Origin of the sequence: Streptomyces sp. NBC_00483 (assembly GCF_036013745.1) — a bacterium.
GTDB lineage: Bacteria > Actinomycetota > Actinomycetes > Streptomycetales > Streptomycetaceae > Streptomyces.
Genome location: NZ_CP107880.1, coordinates 2,962,602 through 2,978,099 on the forward strand (window position 1 = coordinate 2,962,602; position 15,498 = coordinate 2,978,099).

16 protein-coding genes and 1 pseudogene are annotated in these 15,498 nt (G+C 71.9%); 7 read left to right on the plus strand and 10 right to left on the minus strand.

Going from position 1 to position 15,498, the window contains the following annotated elements; all coding sequences use genetic code 11:
- Positions 1-90: 90 nt before the first annotated feature.
- Complete coding sequence (locus OHA73_RS13090; protein ID WP_327655114.1) at positions 91-1,680, plus strand: glutamate synthase subunit beta; 1,590 nt, start codon at positions 91-93, stop codon at positions 1,678-1,680.
- 43 nt (positions 1,681-1,723) lie between these two features.
- On the opposite strand, the gene OHA73_RS13095 is transcribed toward OHA73_RS13090, so the two are convergent.
- Positions 1,724-1,996, minus strand: a complete 273-nt coding sequence (locus tag OHA73_RS13095; RefSeq protein WP_266720810.1) for a DUF397 domain-containing protein — start codon at positions 1,994-1,996, stop codon at positions 1,724-1,726.
- A complete protein-coding gene (locus OHA73_RS13100) occupies positions 1,997-2,866 on the minus strand; it encodes a helix-turn-helix domain-containing protein (protein ID WP_266720808.1) in 870 nt (289 codons plus the stop codon).
- Between the two features lie 341 nt (positions 2,867-3,207).
- Here OHA73_RS13100 and OHA73_RS13105 point away from each other — a divergent pair, with 341 nt between their 5' ends.
- Both OHA73_RS13105 and OHA73_RS13110 read left to right on the plus strand, forming a co-directional pair.
- Positions 3,208-3,645 (plus strand): ATP-binding protein, encoded by a 438-nt coding sequence (locus tag OHA73_RS13105; RefSeq protein WP_327658457.1) that lies wholly within the window; start codon positions 3,208-3,210, stop codon positions 3,643-3,645.
- Positions 3,646-3,703: 58 nt separating this feature from the next.
- A complete protein-coding gene (locus OHA73_RS13110) occupies positions 3,704-4,180 on the plus strand; it encodes a hypothetical protein (RefSeq protein ID WP_266720804.1) in 477 nt (158 codons plus the stop codon).
- Positions 4,181-4,201: 21 nt separating this feature from the next.
- Here the strand turns inward: OHA73_RS13110 and OHA73_RS13115 are convergent, their stop codons facing one another.
- Entirely contained in the window at positions 4,202-4,384 is a 183-nt protein-coding gene (locus tag OHA73_RS13115) for a hypothetical protein (protein ID WP_266720802.1), read from the minus strand.
- A 172-nt stretch (positions 4,385-4,556) separates the two neighbouring features.
- Positions 4,557-5,249, minus strand: a complete 693-nt coding sequence (locus OHA73_RS13120) for a DUF899 domain-containing protein (RefSeq protein WP_267070824.1) — start codon at positions 5,247-5,249, stop codon at positions 4,557-4,559.
- A 221-nt stretch (positions 5,250-5,470) separates the two neighbouring features.
- On the opposite strand from OHA73_RS13120, the gene OHA73_RS13125 reads away from it, so the two are divergent.
- Positions 5,471-6,436: an endonuclease/exonuclease/phosphatase family protein gene (locus OHA73_RS13125; protein WP_327655115.1), complete on the plus strand. Its 966-nt coding sequence runs from the start codon at positions 5,471-5,473 to the stop codon at positions 6,434-6,436.
- 29 nt (positions 6,437-6,465) lie between these two features.
- Here OHA73_RS13125 and OHA73_RS13130 read toward each other — a convergent pair whose 3' ends face one another.
- Positions 6,466-8,277, minus strand: a complete 1,812-nt coding sequence (locus OHA73_RS13130) for an FUSC family protein (protein ID WP_327655116.1) — start codon at positions 8,275-8,277, stop codon at positions 6,466-6,468.
- Between the two features lie 136 nt (positions 8,278-8,413).
- Between OHA73_RS13130 and OHA73_RS13135 the strand changes: the two genes are divergently transcribed.
- Positions 8,414-8,953 carry a 2'-5' RNA ligase family protein gene (locus OHA73_RS13135; RefSeq protein ID WP_327655117.1) on the plus strand — a complete coding sequence of 180 codons (540 nt, stop codon included), beginning with the start codon at positions 8,414-8,416 and terminating at the stop codon, positions 8,951-8,953.
- Here the strand turns inward: OHA73_RS13135 and OHA73_RS13140 are convergent.
- The gene (locus tag OHA73_RS13140; RefSeq protein ID WP_267070821.1) at positions 8,941-9,726 is read right to left on the minus strand and encodes a nucleotidyltransferase domain-containing protein; all 786 of its coding nucleotides are present in this window, start codon (positions 9,724-9,726) and stop codon (positions 8,941-8,943) included. The two genes, OHA73_RS13135 and OHA73_RS13140, sit on opposite strands and share 13 nt — an antisense overlap.
- Before the next feature lie 32 nt (positions 9,727-9,758).
- On the minus strand, positions 9,759-11,219 hold the full coding sequence (locus OHA73_RS13145) for an NCS1 family nucleobase:cation symporter-1 (protein WP_267070820.1): 1,461 nt from the start codon (positions 11,217-11,219) through the stop codon (positions 9,759-9,761).
- Positions 11,220-11,365: 146 nt separating this feature from the next.
- On the opposite strand from OHA73_RS13145, the gene OHA73_RS13150 reads away from it, so the two are divergent.
- Together OHA73_RS13150 and OHA73_RS13155 are read left to right on the plus strand one after the other, a co-directional pair.
- Positions 11,366-12,031 carry a GntR family transcriptional regulator gene (locus tag OHA73_RS13150; protein WP_267070819.1) on the plus strand — a complete coding sequence of 222 codons (666 nt, stop codon included), beginning with the start codon at positions 11,366-11,368 and terminating at the stop codon, positions 12,029-12,031.
- 20 nt (positions 12,032-12,051) lie between these two features.
- On the plus strand, positions 12,052-12,465 hold the full coding sequence (locus tag OHA73_RS13155) for a (2Fe-2S) ferredoxin domain-containing protein (RefSeq protein WP_327655118.1): 414 nt from the start codon (positions 12,052-12,054) through the stop codon (positions 12,463-12,465).
- Here OHA73_RS13155 and pip read toward each other — a convergent pair.
- From pip to OHA73_RS13170, 3 genes and pseudogenes are all read right to left on the minus strand, one after another.
- Entirely contained in the window at positions 12,443-13,444 is a 1,002-nt protein-coding gene (gene pip, locus OHA73_RS13160) for a prolyl aminopeptidase (protein ID WP_327655119.1), read from the minus strand. The genes OHA73_RS13155 and pip overlap by 23 nt on opposite strands.
- A gap of 41 nt (positions 13,445-13,485) precedes the next feature.
- Positions 13,486-14,688 (minus strand): nitrate/nitrite transporter, encoded by a 1,203-nt coding sequence (locus tag OHA73_RS13165; protein ID WP_327655120.1) that lies wholly within the window; start codon positions 14,686-14,688, stop codon positions 13,486-13,488.
- A gap of 9 nt (positions 14,689-14,697) precedes the next feature.
- Positions 14,698-15,493: pseudogene (locus OHA73_RS13170) on the minus strand (uracil-DNA glycosylase).
- Between the last annotated feature and the right edge of the window lie 5 nt (positions 15,494-15,498).

A 15,498-nucleotide genomic window follows, 5' to 3' on the forward strand; every position in this document is an offset into this window, starting at 1 on the left:
ACGTGAGCTGGGGCGCCCCGCGCCCACCCGACGTATCGTGACGAAAAGAGCCAAAGCCAGAGCCAGCAGTCACGGCGTAGGGAGACGGCCATGGCCGACCCCAAGGGCTTCCTCACCACGCCCCGGCGGGATGCGCCGCGCCGCGCCGTCGGGGAGCGGGTCCGCGACTGGGACGAGGTGTACGTCCCCGGCGGCCTGCTGCCGATCATCGAAGCGCAGGCCGACCGCTGCATGGACTGCGGGATCCCGTTCTGCCACGAGGCGTGCCCGCTGGGGAACCTGATCCCCGAGTGGAACGACCTGGTCTCGCGGGACGACTGGCAGGCGGCGAGCGAGCGCCTGCACGCCACGAACAACTTCCCGGAGTTCACCGGCCGCCTGTGCCCTGCCCCGTGCGAGGCGGGCTGCGTCCTCGCCATCAATCATCCCACCCGTCTCCCACCACCACCCTCAACCGAGGCCCTACGGGCCGCCCCTCCTTCTCCTGTGACCATCAAGAACGTAGAGGTCGCCATCGCCGACCGGGCCTGGGACGAGGGCTTCGTGTCCGCACAGCCGCCCGACCGGCACAGCGGACGGACCGTCGCCGTCATCGGCTCGGGCCCCGCCGGGCTCGCGGCCGCGCAGCAGCTGACGCGGGCCGGGCACACCGTCGCCGTGTACGAGCGGGACGACCGGCCGGGCGGGCTGCTGCGGTACGGGATCCCCGCGTTCAAGATGGAGAAGCACCATCTGGACCGCCGCCTCGACCAGTTGACCAAGGAGGGTGTGCGGTTCCGTACGTCGACGGAGATCGGCCGGGACCTCGAAGCCGCCGACCTGCGGTCCCGCTACGACGCCGTGATCATCGCGACCGGGGCCACAAAATGGCGCGAACTCGACGTTCCTGGGCGCGAGTTGGCAGGCGTCGAGCAGGCGATGGAGTACCTGCCGTGGGCCAACCGCACGTACGAGAACGCGAAGCGCACACCCCTGGACGCACAAGACACCCAGGACGCTCAAGAGACACAGGAGTCACCACTCACCGCCACCGGCAAACACGTCGTCATCGTCGGCGGCGGCGACACCGGCGCCGACTGCCTGGGCACGGCGGTCCGTGAACGGGCCGCGTCCGTCACGCAGTTGGACATCTACGACAGGCCGGACGACACGCGCGACGAGGACGTCGAGCCCTGGCCGACGTACCCGAAGCTGTACCGGCTCTCCGCCGCGCACGAGGAGGCCGGTGAGCTGCGCACGGCCCCGGCGGCCGACGCGGACGCCCGGCTCTTCGCCGCCTCCACGCTGCGCCTCACAGGGGACGCCGCGGGACATGTTCGTGCGCTGCACCTCGAGGAGGTGGACGCGGCGCGCCGGCCGCTGCCGGGAACGGAGCGGACACTGCCCGCCGATCTGGTGCTGCTCGCGCTCGGCTTTCATGGGCCCGAGCGTCAACCCGGTGGTCTCATCGACCAGTTGGGCCTCGACGTCGACGAGCGGGGCCGTCTCGCGCGCGATGCCGCCTTCGCGACGGATGTGCCGGGCGTGTTCGTCGCGGGTGACGCGGGGCGCGGCGCCTCGCTCGTGGTGTGGGCGATCGCCGAGGGAAGGGCGGCGGCCGCCGCGGTCGACCGCTGGCTGACGGGGCGGACGCAATTGCCGGAGCCGATCGGGGCGCACGACCGACCGATGACCGTCTGAGTGGCCCGAATCGCCCACCCGAACGCGGGCGATCCGTGGCGCGTCACGACAGCAGAAAGTCCGCGGCCCCCGACTTCGCCCCTTCGATGAACGCGGTGATCTCACCGATGGTGTAGATCAGCGCGGGCCCGTCCGGGTCCGAGGACTGACGTACGGCGACGCGCCCGTCGGCCAGCTTCATGGCTTCGAGGCAGTTGCCTCCGTTGCCGCCGCTCCACGGCTTGTGCCAGCCTTCGCTGCCGAGCTCGCGCGCGGGCATGCCGTTGTAGATCGGCTCGCCGTCGACGCCGCGTATTCGGTCCTTGATCGAGTCCATTCACAGCTCCTTGCGGAGATCGCGGAGGATCTCCTTTGTGCGTTGCGCCGTCGCGGCATGCGCCGCCATGCGGTCCATGACTTCCAGGTGGGTGGCCACCTCGGGGCGCGCGTCGAGATAGACGGCGCCTGTCAGGTACTCGCTGTAGACCATGTCCGGCAGTTCTGACATGGCAAATCGGAACAGGACGAAGGGTCCGTACGTGCCCGGGTGCGGGCCCGCGGCGAACTCCGCGACCTGAAGCGTCACGTTCGGCAGCTCCATCGCCTCGAGCAGCCGGTCGATCTGGGCGCGCATCACGTCCATGTCGCCGACGGGGCGGCGCAGGGCGGTCTCGTCCATCACGACCCACAGGCGGGGCGCGTCCTCGCGGGTGAGCAGGGCCTGGCGCTGCATCCGCAGGGCGACATGCCGCTCGACCACGTCCGGGTCGTCGGCGACAGCGCGGCCTATCGCCCCGGACGTGAACACCCCGCGCGCGTAGTCCTCGGTCTGGAGCAGGCCGGGCACGAAGTGCGGGTCGTACGACCTGATGAGCCGGGCCGCGCCCTCCAGGCTCACGTACATGGAGAACCAGCCGGGCAGGATGTCGTGGTACCGCTGCCACCAACCCGGCTTGTTCGCTTCCTCCGCGAGCTGCACGAAGGACGTGGTCTCGTCGTCGGCGACGCCGTAGGCCTTGAGGAGCAGCTGGACGTAGGGGATGCGCAGGGAGACCTCGGCGGTTTCCATGCGGCGGATCGTCGCGGCGGTCACGCGGAGTACTTTCGCGGCCTCCTCGCGCTTGAGCCCGGCGCCCTCGCGAAGGTCCTGCAGTCGGCGGCCGAGAACGACCTGGCCGACCGTCGGCGCGGACCGAGGTTCGCTCACGCCCCCTACCTCCCAGTAGTCCCGATGTCTGAATCCCGCCACTTTTCATCGCGGGAAAAGGTCCGAAAGACGTCCCTCACCGGCCGTTTCCCTGCGATTCACCCCCGATGGGGGCCGTGTGGCGCGCTGTTGCGAGCAGTCTGCCATGCCCACTCCACACGGCATACGCCACTCTGCACTTTTCAGAGTGGCCCTTGCCAAGTGTTCATGGCGGGGAGATAGTGGCAAGCGTGACTCCGTCTGCGCCTTTAGGAACAGAAGTCGGCGAAACTACGCTCGGTGACCGTTCGGGTACCCCGACAGGGGCCCACCCGTCGGCTGCCCGTCGCAGCAGTTTCGAACTGGCTCCCCACCCGGGCTCCGCCGCTCAGGCCCGGCGCGTGACGCGCACCCACCTCAGTGCGTGGGGCGCGTGCGAGGACACCTGTGACGCGGCGGCCCTTGTCGTGTCCGAACTGGTCACGAACGCGATCGTGCACACCGCGAGCCGGCGCATCCACTGCGAACTGCGCGAGCTGCGCGACGCCTCCGGTGACCGGCTGCGTATAGCGGTCCGGGACGAGGGGTGCATACCCGGCGACGCCCGCGTGGGCCGCGTCGCGCCCGAGGAGGAGCACGGCAGAGGGCTGCTCCTCGTGGCCGCGGTCGCCACGGCGTGGGGCGCCCAGGAGACCGGGCCCGGCCTCCTCGTCTGGGCCGAACTGCCCCGCGACGAGCGGGAGCCGCAGCCGCCTGGCCCCGTCCCCGGCGCATCGGACGGCGCCGGATGGGCTTGGTGAACGCCCGCCCCTGTCGGACGGCGGGCGGAGGAACGACGAACGTGCGAAACAGGATCGGATGGGCGTGGTGACAACGGGCAAGCGGACGATGCACTTGAACTCGCTGGCCGGGCTGGCCCGGAGGCGTCGCCCCCGGCGTCCGGAGCAGGCGGAGACTCCGCGTCCGGGCTGCGCGCCTCCCGTGCGGCTCAGCGTGCCCGCGGGCATGACCGCGCCGCTCGGCTGCGACGCCGTCGCGGTGCCCGAGGAGTTCGGCCGGGCGATGGCGAAGCGCCTGCCGCGGATGGGCTGTGTCTACGCGGACGGGGCGCACTGGTGGTGGCTCGTGCCCTCGGACTCCGATGTGTCCCTGGAGTGGCCCGCGCCCGCGCGCTACACGGCGGGCGCGCTGGTGCCGGACGTGCCGCGGGCACCCGCCCTGGTGCACCGTCCGGAGGGTTCGGTGCCGTACACGCCGCCGATTCCGCTGTATCTCGCACTGTGCCGGGTCACGGGGACCACGCCGGTGTGGTCGCGGTCGGTCGGCGCTTCGTAACGCACTCTTCCCGCGACGATGTCAGCCCACGAGATCGGCCACCGGCTCCCGCACGATCACCAGGAACGCGTCCGTCGCCAAGTCCATGATCACCTCGGCCGGTTGGCCCTCCTGGCGGCGCCTGTTCGCGTACTCCTCCGCGGGCCAGGAGCCGCGGGGCCCGCCTGCCGGGAATCGTTGCAGTACCACTCGTCCATTCACCATCGTTCGTCCCTGCCCCCGTGATCGTGCCGATGTACGGCGCCCCACGCGTCCGGGCGCTTCATGAGGGAGAACGCTGACAGGGGCACTCCCGGCTCGCAACGTGACGATAATGACACCGAGTTGATACGAGGTCAGGTCGCTCGGTCGACGTCTTCGGTCGACGTATTCGTCCTCAGTCGACGTATTCGTCGTGGTAGCGCACGCGCGCACTGCCCGCAGGGGCCCCGAGAGCCGACGCGCGCCCCTCCGGTTTCTCCCACTCCTCCTGGCGGCCCAGGGCGGTGAGGTCCAGGAAGTTCGTGGTGAACCCGATGTGGTCCATGCCGCGGGCGAACGTCGAGTACGTGTGGAACACCCGCTCCCCCTCGCGCAGGAAGCAGCTGATCGCGGGCTGCTCCTGGAGGGTGCCGTCCTCACCCGTGAACGTGGCGCCGAAGTCCTGGTTGAAATCGCTGAGATGGGACGAGTACCAGGGCACCGTCCAGCCCATCCGCGCCTTGAACGGCAGGATCCGGGTGAACGGCGCGCGCGACACCGCCACGAACTCCGTGCCGCGGGCCCGCAGATGCGCCAGGTGCCCGATCTGGTCGAGGAATCCGGAGCAGCTGGGGCAGCCCGCGTCCCAGTCGGGCGCGAACATGAAGTGGTAGACGACGAGTTGTGGACGCCCCTCGAACAGGTCGAGCAGCTCCGACTTCCCGTCCGGGCCCTCGAAGACGTACGACTTGTCGATCTCGACCATGGGCAACTCGCGGCGCCGCGTGTTCAGTTCGTCCCGCGCCCGGGTCGCCGCCTTCTCCAGGGCGAGCAGCTCCTCGCGCGCGGCGCGCCATTCCTCGCGCGTGACCACCTTCGGCAGCCCCATGCTTCCTCCTCGGGTCGTGTCTCTCGGAGGGGTGACCGGAGGGCTGTGCGGAACTCATCGCTTCGGCGAAAGTTTTTTGAAGTGGTCCCGATTTCCCCCGGAAGGGGCCCTGATTCTCCGGAAGCGGCCCTGATTCCTGAAGGAGCGCTGTCCTCCCGGCGGAGCCGCTGGCACGCTGGCCGCCCCGGCCCTTCCGGGCCGGCCCTAGGACGGAGCACACCATGCTCGTCGGTACCTGGAACCTGGAGAACCTCTACCGCCCCGGCGGCCCCTACGGCCCGCGCGACAAAGCCGCGTACGAGGCGAAACTGGCCTCGCTGGCCGCCACCCTGAAGAGCCTGAGCCCCACCCTGCTCGGCGTGCAGGAGGTCGGCGACCCGGCGGCGCTCGACGATCTGGTGCAGCTGCTCGACGGCCGGTACCGGGTGCTGCTGTCCGAGTACCCGGACGAGCGCGGGATCCGGGTCGGCTTCCTCACCAGCGTGTTCATGAACGTGGTCGGGGACACCGCCGAGTTCCCCGCAGGCCTGCGCCCGGTGCAGGTCGACGACACGGGCAGGACCGCGGACCGGATGGGGCGGGGCGTGCTCGCCGTGCACTTCTCGACGCGGGCGACGTGGCTCACGGCTGCCGTCTGCCACCTCAAGTCGAAGCTGCTCGGGTATCCGGGCGGCAGGTTCTTCCCGCGCGACGAGGGTGAGCGGGCGCGCTACGCGGCGTACGCGCTGCAACGGCGGGCGGCGGAGGCCGCCACCGTGCGCACCTTCGCGGACACCCTCATCGGGGCGGGCGGCCAGGGCGTACGTGTCGCTCTCATGGGCGACTTCAACGACGAGGTGGCCGCCTCGACCACCCAGATCCTGCAGGGCCCGCCCGGCTCCGAGATCGGCACGCCCGGCTTCGACCACCCCGACAAGGGCGACGCGCGGCGGCTGTGGAACGTGGCGCCGCTGATCCCCGAGGAGCAGCGGTACTCGCGGGTGCACGAGGGCCGCCGCGAGCTGATCGACCACGTCTTCGTCTCGCACGAACTGCTCGGCCACGTCGTCCGCGCGAGCACCGGCCCGTCCCGGGAGCAGTCCGACGCCGAGCTCGAAGCGCTGCCGTCGGTGAGCGACGATCCGGCCGAGCGGCGGGACGCGCCGGGCTCCGACCACGCCCCCGTATGGGTCGACCTGCGCCCCTGAACCCCCTGTCTGCGCCCCAGAACTCCCCGTTACGCGGCGAGTTCCGCGAGCAGCACGTCGATCCTGCGCGCGTGCTGCTCGGGCACCCGCCCGGTGTCGTCCACCTGCACCGCGCACGCGGTCGTCGCGTCGACGAGCCGCTCCAGCACGACGGTCACCTGCCGCGAGCCGTCCGAGTGCCGCGCGAGCACCGGCAGTTCGGCGGCGGCGAGGTCGACGGCGGCCCGCGCCTGCGCGAGCGTCCGGTACGCCTCGCGCCGCAGCGCCCACCGCCCGTGCCGGTCGACGCCCTCCGCTCCCCCGGCGCCCTTGGCTCCTTGCCCGGACTCGCTCAGCACATGCCGTACGTAGGCGTGGGCGGCGTCGTGCGCGACGTCGAGCCGCACCCGCACCCCGCCGCCGCGGTGCCCGCCCGGCAACGGCAGATGACCGGCGACCAGCACGATGGCGCAGGCGAGCAGCGTCTCGGTGATCCGGCCCCAGGACGCCTGCGGCTCCCCGCCCACCATCACCAGGGACAGTACGAGGACGGTGACGACGGCGGTCTGCGCGGCGAAGTGCCGGGTGGCGACGGGGATCAGCGCCCCGCAGGCGGCGACGAGCGCGACGAGCCCGAGGGGCTGCGGCAGCACGGCGGCGAGCCCCGCGAAGAGGACCGCGCCCGCGATGGTCCCGGCGGCCCGGCACAGCGCGCGCGAGGCGAGCGGCCCGAGGTCCGGCTTCACGAGAAAGACGGCGGTGGCGGGCAGCCAGTACCAGTGCAGCGGGTGCAGGGCCTGGGCGACGGCGGCGCTGGCGCCGAAGGAGAGCCCGACCCGGACGCCGTACTCGCGGCCTGCGGGACCGGCCACCCTGCGCAGCACTCCGCGCACGGACGCGCGCCGCCGGCCCGACGGCAGATGGACAGCGGCCCCGTCGAAGGCCTCGGCGGCCCGCAGCAGCGCCTCGTCGAGGGCGCGAAGACCCGCGCCGGCGCGGGCGGGAGCGGGCAGCGCGCCGGGCGCATCCCCGGTCCGCACGGCGGCGGCGAGCCGGCGCGGCCCCTCCCCGGCCCGCGCGGGCACCGGCTCCCCGGTCCAGGCGAGCGCGGTGGCGGCCTCGGCGAGCGGGAGGGCGGCGGAGTACTGGCGGCGCAGGCGCCGGGTGGCCGCCGAGCGGCCGGGCCGCAGGGCGTCCTGCGCCTGGTCGAGGGCGGCGGTCAGCGCGACGCGCCGGGCCTGGGCCTCGGGTCCGCCGACGGCGTCGAGCAGCCGGGCCACGGCCTCGTACACGGAGGCGACGGCGGCACGCTCACCGTCGTAGAGGTAGCCGAGCCCCTTCGTACGTACGGGAGAGGGCAGCAGCAGTCGCAGCAGGATCAGCCACGCGGCGCCCCCGGCGAACAGCAGCGCGCGCTGCCAGGCGGGCTCCGGAAGCGGCATCCCGGCGCCTATCGCGACGGTGACGAGGAACTGGGTCCCGGCGGAGGACGAGACGGGCCCGACGGCACTGAAGGCACCGCCCACGAGCCCGAGCACGGCGAAAAGGCAGGCGATGAGCGCTCCGGTCGGCAGCGCACCGCCGATGAAACTGCCGACAGTCATCCCCAGAGCACCGGCCAGCGCGGGCCCGCCGAGCCGCGAGACGGCGGCGAGCCGCGGACCCGGCCGGTCGTTGACCCCGGCGAGCATCGCCCCGAGCGCGAGCAGCACCCCACTGGAAGGCCGCCCGGCGGCGACGGCGACGAGCAGCAGCGGCCCGCCGGCCAGGGCCCCGCGCACGACGGCGGGCCAGGGCACGGGAGCGCGCTGGGCGCGCAGGGCGTGACTCAGCCAGGGCGGAAGCGAATGGGGGCGGCGCATGACGGTGAGCAGACTCCTGTCGTACGAACACGGAGGGTGCCGGGCGCCGTCGGCCAGCCTGAACTGGTTTCTCAAGCGTAAGCGGAGTTGTTGGAGAGGAGGAAACAGCGAGGTTTCCGGAATGTGACACTTGACCGTGCCCACGCGACGTACTCCTGAGAACCATGGCGGCTGGCCGGATCTTCCCGGCGACACGGCCTTGACCATCCACGTCCCGGAGGCGGACGCCCTGGTCCGCACGCCGTCGAGGGCCCACGTCACGCTCCTCTACCCGTTCCTCCCGCTGGACCGGATCACGCCGGAGGCGGACGCCGACCTGCGCGCCCTGTTCGCGGCCACCCCACAGATCGCGCTCAGCTTCACCGCGGTACGCCGCTGGCCGGGCGTCCTCTACCTGCCACCGACACCTGACGACCCCCTCCGCACCGTGACGAAGGCGATACGCGAACGCTGGCCGGAGGCGGTGCCGTACCGGGGCATCTTCGGCGACGAGGGCCTGGACCCCCACCTCACGCTGGCGAGCGGCGCGGGCACGGACGACATCCCGGAGACGGAGTTCACGGCGGCGCTGCCGCTCCATGCGCGCGTGGAGTCGGTGAAGCTGATCGTGACGGAGGGGGCGGGTACGGGGTGGCGCGACCTCCGCACGTACGCGCTCGGCCTTCAGGCCTGCTGAGCCTCGGCGACGGCCCGCGCCATCAACTCCCGCGCCCGGTCCACGAGTTCTTCGAGGCCGAGCGCCGGGTCCCCGACCACCCGGTCGATCCCCCGCAGCCCGGCCCGCTCCAGCAGCCGCTTCTCGTTGGTCACCCACTCCCCGCGCGCGGCGAGCACCGCGTGCCCGGCCTGCATCGCGGCGCCGGCCACGGCCCCGAGAACCTCGGCGCGCGCGCCGAGGGGCACGCTGTTCCCCTTCGCGTAATCGAGGGTGATCGAGGCGCGCCCCCACCACACCTCGGGGGCCGCCTTGCGCAGAGCGGCGGGGTACCCGTCGGGCCTGGGCATCTCGCCGCGCAGCACCCGGTTGACGGCGAGCTCGGCGACGACGAGATACGACGGAATCCCGGCGAGGTGGAACATCAACGGCTCCCAGTGGAACCGTCCGGCCTCGGCCTCGGCCAGCTCGTGCTCGACGCTGTCGAGATCCCGGTAGTGCACATCGACGCGCCGCCCGTCGACGCTGAGCCAGGCACCACCGTTGAAGACGCCCCCGCCCCAGCCACCGATCTCGGAGACCTCCCCCTCCCACCCGACGTCCCGCAGGTGCCGGGGCTCGAACAGCCCCTCGCTCCCCCGGTAGTACACGGCGGTGTCCCAGTCGCTCGCGGCGGTGTGCGTCCCTTGCGCCCGCGACCCGCCCAGCGTCACGGCGTGCACCCCGGGCAGGGCGTCGAGCCGGTCTGCGAGGCGGTCGAGGAAGACGTCATCGGTGACGGATTCGGCGGTCATGCGGCCACGCTAAGCGAGCGAAGGCTCCGGCGTCAGGCCGCCAGTGCGGCCGACTCGGCCCGCTCCCGCCGGCACACCACCCCGTACACCCCCGCCCCCACCGCCGTCCCGATGAACCACGAATACGCCGCCACCGAGTCGAAGTACGGGACAAGGGCGAGGACCACGGCCAGCGCCGCCGACGGGACGAACGCCGCCACGGCCTTCGGGTTCACCCCGTGCCGGTAGTAGTAGCGGGAGCCCGGCCGCGCGTCGAAGAGTGCCTCCGTGTCCACCCGGCCCCGCTTCACCCAGAAGTAGTCGAGCATCAGGATGCCGAAGAGCGGGCCCAGGAACGCGCCGAGGCCGCCCAGGAAGTAGTTCACGACGTCCGGGTTCGAGTACAGGTTCCATGGCGTGACGAGGAGGGCCAGCACGGTCGAGATCGCGCCGCCCACCCTGAACGTGATCTTCTGCGGCCAGACGTTCGCCAAGTCGTAGGCCGGGGAGACGAAGTTGGCGACGATGTTCACGCCCATCGTGGCGATCGCGAAGGTCAGGGCGCCGAAGACCAGCACCCAGGTGTTGCCGATCCTCGCCACCAGCATCGCGGGGTCGGTGATCGCCTCGCCGAAGACCTCCACGCTGCCCGCCGTCACGACAACGGACAGCACGACAAAGGCAGTTGAGTTGACCGGCAGGCCCCAGAAGTTGCCGCGCCGCACGGTCCGGTAGTCCGGCGCGAAGCGGGAGAAGTCGCAGAAGTTGAGCATCAGGGTGCCGTACGTGGCGAGGATCAGGCCGATCGCGCCGAACCACTGGCGGAATTGTTCGCCCGTGGAGACCGGGTGCGGTGTCGACGTCAGCGAGATCGTCCAGCCCGCCTTCGCCCAGATCCAGATCGCGAGGGCGAGCATCACCACCCAGATCGCGGGTCCGCAGAAGTCCTGGAACTTGCGGACCGACTCCATGCCGCGCGTGATGATCAGGGACTGAATCAGCCACAGGGTGAGGAAGGAGGCCCAGCCCAGCGCGTGCAGGCCGAGGAACGAGTGTTCCGTCCATGACTTCGTGCCGGGGAACGCCGCCAGCACCATCACGTTCACCGCCACCGAGGCCAGGTACGTCTGGATTCCGTACCACATGATGGCGATCACGGCCCGGACGAGCGCCGGGATGTTCGCTCCCCAGACGCCGAAGCTGATCCGACTGACGACCGGGAACGGGACGCCGTGGCGCTGGCCGATGCGGCCCATCGCGTTGCAGCCGATGTAGATCAGGACGAAGCCGATGAGCAGTGCGGTGAAGACCTGCCAGGCGTTGAGGCCGAGCACCAACAGGCCTGCCGCGAACGTGTAGTTGCCGAGGTTGTGGACGTCGGACATCCACAGGGCGAAGAGGTCGTAGACCTTCCACTTGCGCTCGCGGGCCGGCGCCAGGTCCTCGTTGGTCAGGCGCGGATCGGGCGGCACGTGGGTGATGGACTGGGAATGCACTGGCTCGGCCACGGACATGGCGCTCCTCCGACAAGAAGGTTTGGTATACCAATACCGCGCGATGGTCCCGCTGCCGACACCGCCCGGCCATGTCCGCGCGGTTACATCTCCGTAAATCCACCCCGCTTCCCCTGCCCCTCGGGGACATCGACGAAGATGGACCCATGACGACGGCAGGATCGGTGGAGCCCCTGGGCGCGGTGCGCGAGCGCGTGCTCACGGCCTTGCGCGAGGACATCATCGGCGGGCACCGGCGGCCCGGCGACCGGCTCGTCGAGCGGGAGCTCGCCGAGCGCTTCGGGGTGTCCCGGGTCCCCGTCCGCGAGGCGATCCGGGCGCTGCTCGCCGAGGGCTTCGTGACGTACGAGACGCCCCGCAGGGCCGTCGTGCGTACCCTGACCCGCACCGATGTCACCGAACTGTACGAGCTGCGCGAGGCCTTGGAGGTCTACGCCGCCGGGCTCGCGGCCGAGCGGGCCACCCCGGACGACCTCAAGGAGCTGGAAGGGCTGCTCGAACGGGCCACGCGTGCCACGCGCGAGGGCGACGCCGAGACCAACACGGACGTCAACTCCCGTTTCCACGACCGGCTGTTGGAGATGGCCCGCAACGAGCTCATCGTGTCCGTGATGCAGCCCGTCGGCGGGCGGCTGCGCTGGCTCACGCGGCGCGCCGAGGAATGGTCCCAACAGCTCGTCGAGCACCGGGAGTTGTACGAGGCGATGGCCGGCGGCGACGCCGAGCGGGCGCGGGCGGTCGCCCTCACGCACGTCCGCACCAACTACCACTTCACCGTGCGTCATCTCTTCGACGACGACCCCACCGCGTAGCAGCAGGAGTACTCGAGCCCGTGCGCACCACCACCCTCATCGGCGCCGCCCGCACCCGCCCCTGCACCCTCGTCGTGTGCCGGGGCTGCTGCTGCGGCGACGCCCGCAAGTACCCCGGCTACGACCACGACTGGCAGCTGGAGCGCTGGCAGGCGGCGGCGCGGACCTCGCAGGGGCGGTTCGCCGTGCGGGTCGTCGACTGCCTGGGGCCGTGCGACCAGGCGAACGTCGTCGTCCTCCAGCCCTCCGCCCAGGGCCGCGCCCGTGGCGGGAAGGCCACGTGGATCGGCTGGTCCATGGGCGACGACGCGACCGACGAGGTCCTGGCGTGGGCGGAGGCCGGCGGGCCGGGTCTCGCGCCCGCCCCGATCGCCCTGGAGCTGCAGTTCATCGAGGCGCAGGGCGAGCGCGTCAGGCGGCGCCGCTCCCGCTGAGCCTGTCCGGCCCGGCGAACCGGTCGCCCGGCCCGCCGAACCTGTCCAGGGCCGCGACCAGTTCATCGGTGATGCCGGGCGCGCCCGCGTTGTGCCCCACGTCGTCCACGACGATCAGCTCGGCGTCCGGCCAGGCCTGCGCGAGCCGCCACGGGATGCCGAGCAGATTGCCCAGGTCCACCTTCCCCTGCACCACCACCGCCGGAACCCCCTTGAGCAGCGGCAGGTCGCGCAGCACCGTGTCGGGCCCGTCCAGGAAGTGGTTGCGGGAGAAGTAGTGCGTGACGGTACGCGCGAAGCCGTACCGGAAGTCCGGGTCCTGGTAGCGGGGCACGGAGCGCGGCGGCTGCGAGACGCACGCCGTCTCCCAGTCGGTCCAGGCGAGCGCCGCCCGCTCGCGCACGGCCGGGTCGGGCGACTCCAGGAGCCGGTTGTACGCGGCAGCGAGGTCACCGTCCCGCTCCCCCTCGGGCAGCCCGTCGAGGAACGCGGCGAACGCCTCCGGGAACACCGCGCCGAGCCCCCGCGTCAACAAGTCGACTTCTTCCTGGCTGCCCGTCGCCAGGCCCGTCAGAACGAGTCCGGAGATGGCGTCCCGGTGCGTCTGCGCGTACCGCAGGGCCAGGACGGACCCGAAGGACACGCCCCACACCAGCCAGCGCTCGATGCCGAGGTGGGCGCGGAGCAGTTCCAGGTCGGCGATCAGCTTCGGCAGCGTATTGACGCGCATGTCGGTGTCGTACGCACTCGCCGGCGGTGTGGAGCGGCCCGCGCCGCGCTGGTCGAGCAGCACGATCCGGTAGCGCTCCGGGTCGAACAGGCGCCGGGTGAAGGGCGCGGCCCCGGACCCGGGCCCGCCGTGCAGCACGACGGCGGGCCTGCCCCGCGGATTGCCACAGGTCTCCCAGTGGATCCGATTGCCGTCACCCACGTCCAACAGGCCCTGGGCATAGGGTTCGAGCGGCGGATACAGAGGCATCCGGCGAACCTACTACCCGTCCGCCGCGCACCGCCTCCGAGTCAATGGACCTTGATGCTGCGCATCCGCCCGTACGCGTACACACAGCCGGCGAGTGCCAGGTCGGACAGCAGCATGAAGCCGATGGAGTACGAGTTCTGCGCGCTGTAGATCGCGCCCATGACCAGCGGCGGGACGAAGCCGCCGAGGCCGCCGATGGCGCCGACGATACCGGTGACCGAGCCGACCTGGGACGGTGGGGTGACCTGTGCGACCAGGGCGAAGACGGCGCCGCTCGCGGTGCCGAGGCCCGCGCCCATGACGAGCATGTCGAGCGTGCCGCCCGGGGCCAGATGCGGGTTGAAGGCCTGCACGATGGCGAAGATCGCGACGACGGCGAGCGCCCAGGCGGTGACGACCGCCGGGTGGACCCGGTCGGAGAGCCAGCCGCCGATCGGCCGGAAGATGACGGTGACGAGGGCGAACCCGGCGGCCTTGGTGCCCGCGTCGACGGGGTCGAGGTCGTACCAGGTCTTCAGGTACGTGGGCAGATACGTGCCGTACGCGACGATGCCGCCGAAGCCGATCGCGTAGAGCGCCGACAGCTCCCAGGTCACCTTCAGCTTCCCGGCCTCGCCGAGGCGCTGGCCGAGCGAGGTCGTCGGGATGGTGCGGCCGGGGTGGTCGCTGATGAGGAACCAGGCGATCACCACGAACGCGGCGAGCGCGATCGCGACGACGTAGAACGGCAGGTTCTCGCCGTGCTTGGCGATGCGGGGCGTGAGGTAGCCGGACAGCGCCGTGCCGCCCATGCCCATGCCGAAGATGCCGACCGCAGCGCCGCGCTTGGCGGGCGGGAACCAGGAGTTCACCAGCGGGACCCCGATGGCGAACGTGGTGCCGCCGAGGCCCAGCAGGAAGCCGACGAGGATCATGGCCAGGTACGAGTCCCTGGCCACCGTCACAAGCAGCACGGGGATGATCGTCGCCGCTGTGACCAGCGGGAACATCAACTTGGCGCCGAACTTGTCGGTCAGGGCGCCGACCGGGATCCGGCCCAGCGAGCCGACGATCACCGGCACCGCGACCAGGAAGGACTGCTCGAACGAGCTGAGCCCCAGGGACTCGCCGAAGGCACTGCCGAGCGGGGCGATGAGGTTCCACGCCCAGAACGTGAGCGCGAAACCCACGGTCGCCACGATGAGGTTGCGGTAGGCCGCCGCGGGCGGCTTGGACGTCGTCTCCTGCGCTGTCTGTGCTGCCACACGGCCACGCTAGGAAGCGGGCGGGCTCCCAGCCTGCGGAGTTGGGCCGAACGGGTGGAGCCCGGCGGCGCGCGCCGCGTCCCGCAGCACGCCGCGCAGCATCTCCGGGGTGAGCCGGCCGGTGAAAGTGTTGCGCTGGCTCACGTGGAAGCAGCCGAAGAGGGAGAGCCTCTCGATGCCCTCAGCCCCCTCAGTCCCTCCAGTCCCTTCGAGGTCGACGCGAGTGCCGTGGGCGAAGGTGGGGCGCGGGCGCGGTACCGCCCAGCCCGCCTCGGCGAAGGCCGGCAGCGCCGCCTGCCAGCCGAACGCGCCGAGCACGACGACCGCGCGCAGGGTGGGCCGCAGCAGGTTCAGCTCCTGGACGAGCCAGGGGCGGCAGGTGTCGCGTTCGGCCGGGGTCGGCTTGTTGGCGGGTGGCGCGCAGTGCACGGGCGACGTGATGCGGACGCCGTGCAGGGTCAGCCCGTCGTCGGCGCTCACGGCGTCCGGCCGGGACGCGAGCCCGATGTCGTACAGGGCCCGGTAGAGGACATCGCCCGACCGGTCCCCCGTGGCTGCTTCTACTGGGGGACGCCCCCAGACCCCCGGCCCGGCCCGTCCGGTTGGCGCCGTGCGCGGCGGGCGCGAGGCCGACGATCAGGAGCGGCGCGTCGTGCGGCCCGAAGCCGGGCACCGGGCGCCCCCAGTACGTCCAGTCGGCGAAGGCGGCGCGCTTGGTGCGCGCGACCTCCTCGCGCCACTCGACGAGCCGCGGGCAGGCCCGGCAGCCGCTGATCTGCTCGTCGAGTTCACCGAGACCGTCCATGCACC

Coding starts and splice junctions, on each gene's coding strand:
- OHA73_RS13090 (WP_327655114.1), top strand. CDS start 91: ATGGCCGACCCCAAGGGCTTCCTCACCACGCCCCGGCGGGATGCGCCG.
- OHA73_RS13095 (WP_266720810.1), bottom strand. CDS start 1,996: ATGGACTCGATCAAGGACCGAATACGCGGCGTCGACGGCGAGCCGATC.
- OHA73_RS13110 (WP_266720804.1), top strand. CDS start 3,704: ATGGGCGTGGTGACAACGGGCAAGCGGACGATGCACTTGAACTCGCTG.
- OHA73_RS13115 (WP_266720802.1), bottom strand. CDS start 4,384: ATGGTGAATGGACGAGTGGTACTGCAACGATTCCCGGCAGGCGGGCCC.
- OHA73_RS13120 (WP_267070824.1), bottom strand. CDS start 5,249: ATGGGGCTGCCGAAGGTGGTCACGCGCGAGGAATGGCGCGCCGCGCGC.
- OHA73_RS13125 (WP_327655115.1), top strand. CDS start 5,471: ATGCTCGTCGGTACCTGGAACCTGGAGAACCTCTACCGCCCCGGCGGC.
- OHA73_RS13130 (WP_327655116.1), bottom strand. CDS start 8,277: ATGCGCCGCCCCCATTCGCTTCCGCCCTGGCTGAGTCACGCCCTGCGC.
- OHA73_RS13140 (WP_267070821.1), bottom strand. CDS start 9,726: ATGACCGCCGAATCCGTCACCGATGACGTCTTCCTCGACCGCCTCGCA.
- OHA73_RS13145 (WP_267070820.1), bottom strand. CDS start 11,219: ATGTCCGTGGCCGAGCCAGTGCATTCCCAGTCCATCACCCACGTGCCG.
- OHA73_RS13150 (WP_267070819.1), top strand. CDS start 11,366: ATGACGACGGCAGGATCGGTGGAGCCCCTGGGCGCGGTGCGCGAGCGC.
- pip (WP_327655119.1), bottom strand. CDS start 13,444: ATGCCTCTGTATCCGCCGCTCGAACCCTATGCCCAGGGCCTGTTGGAC.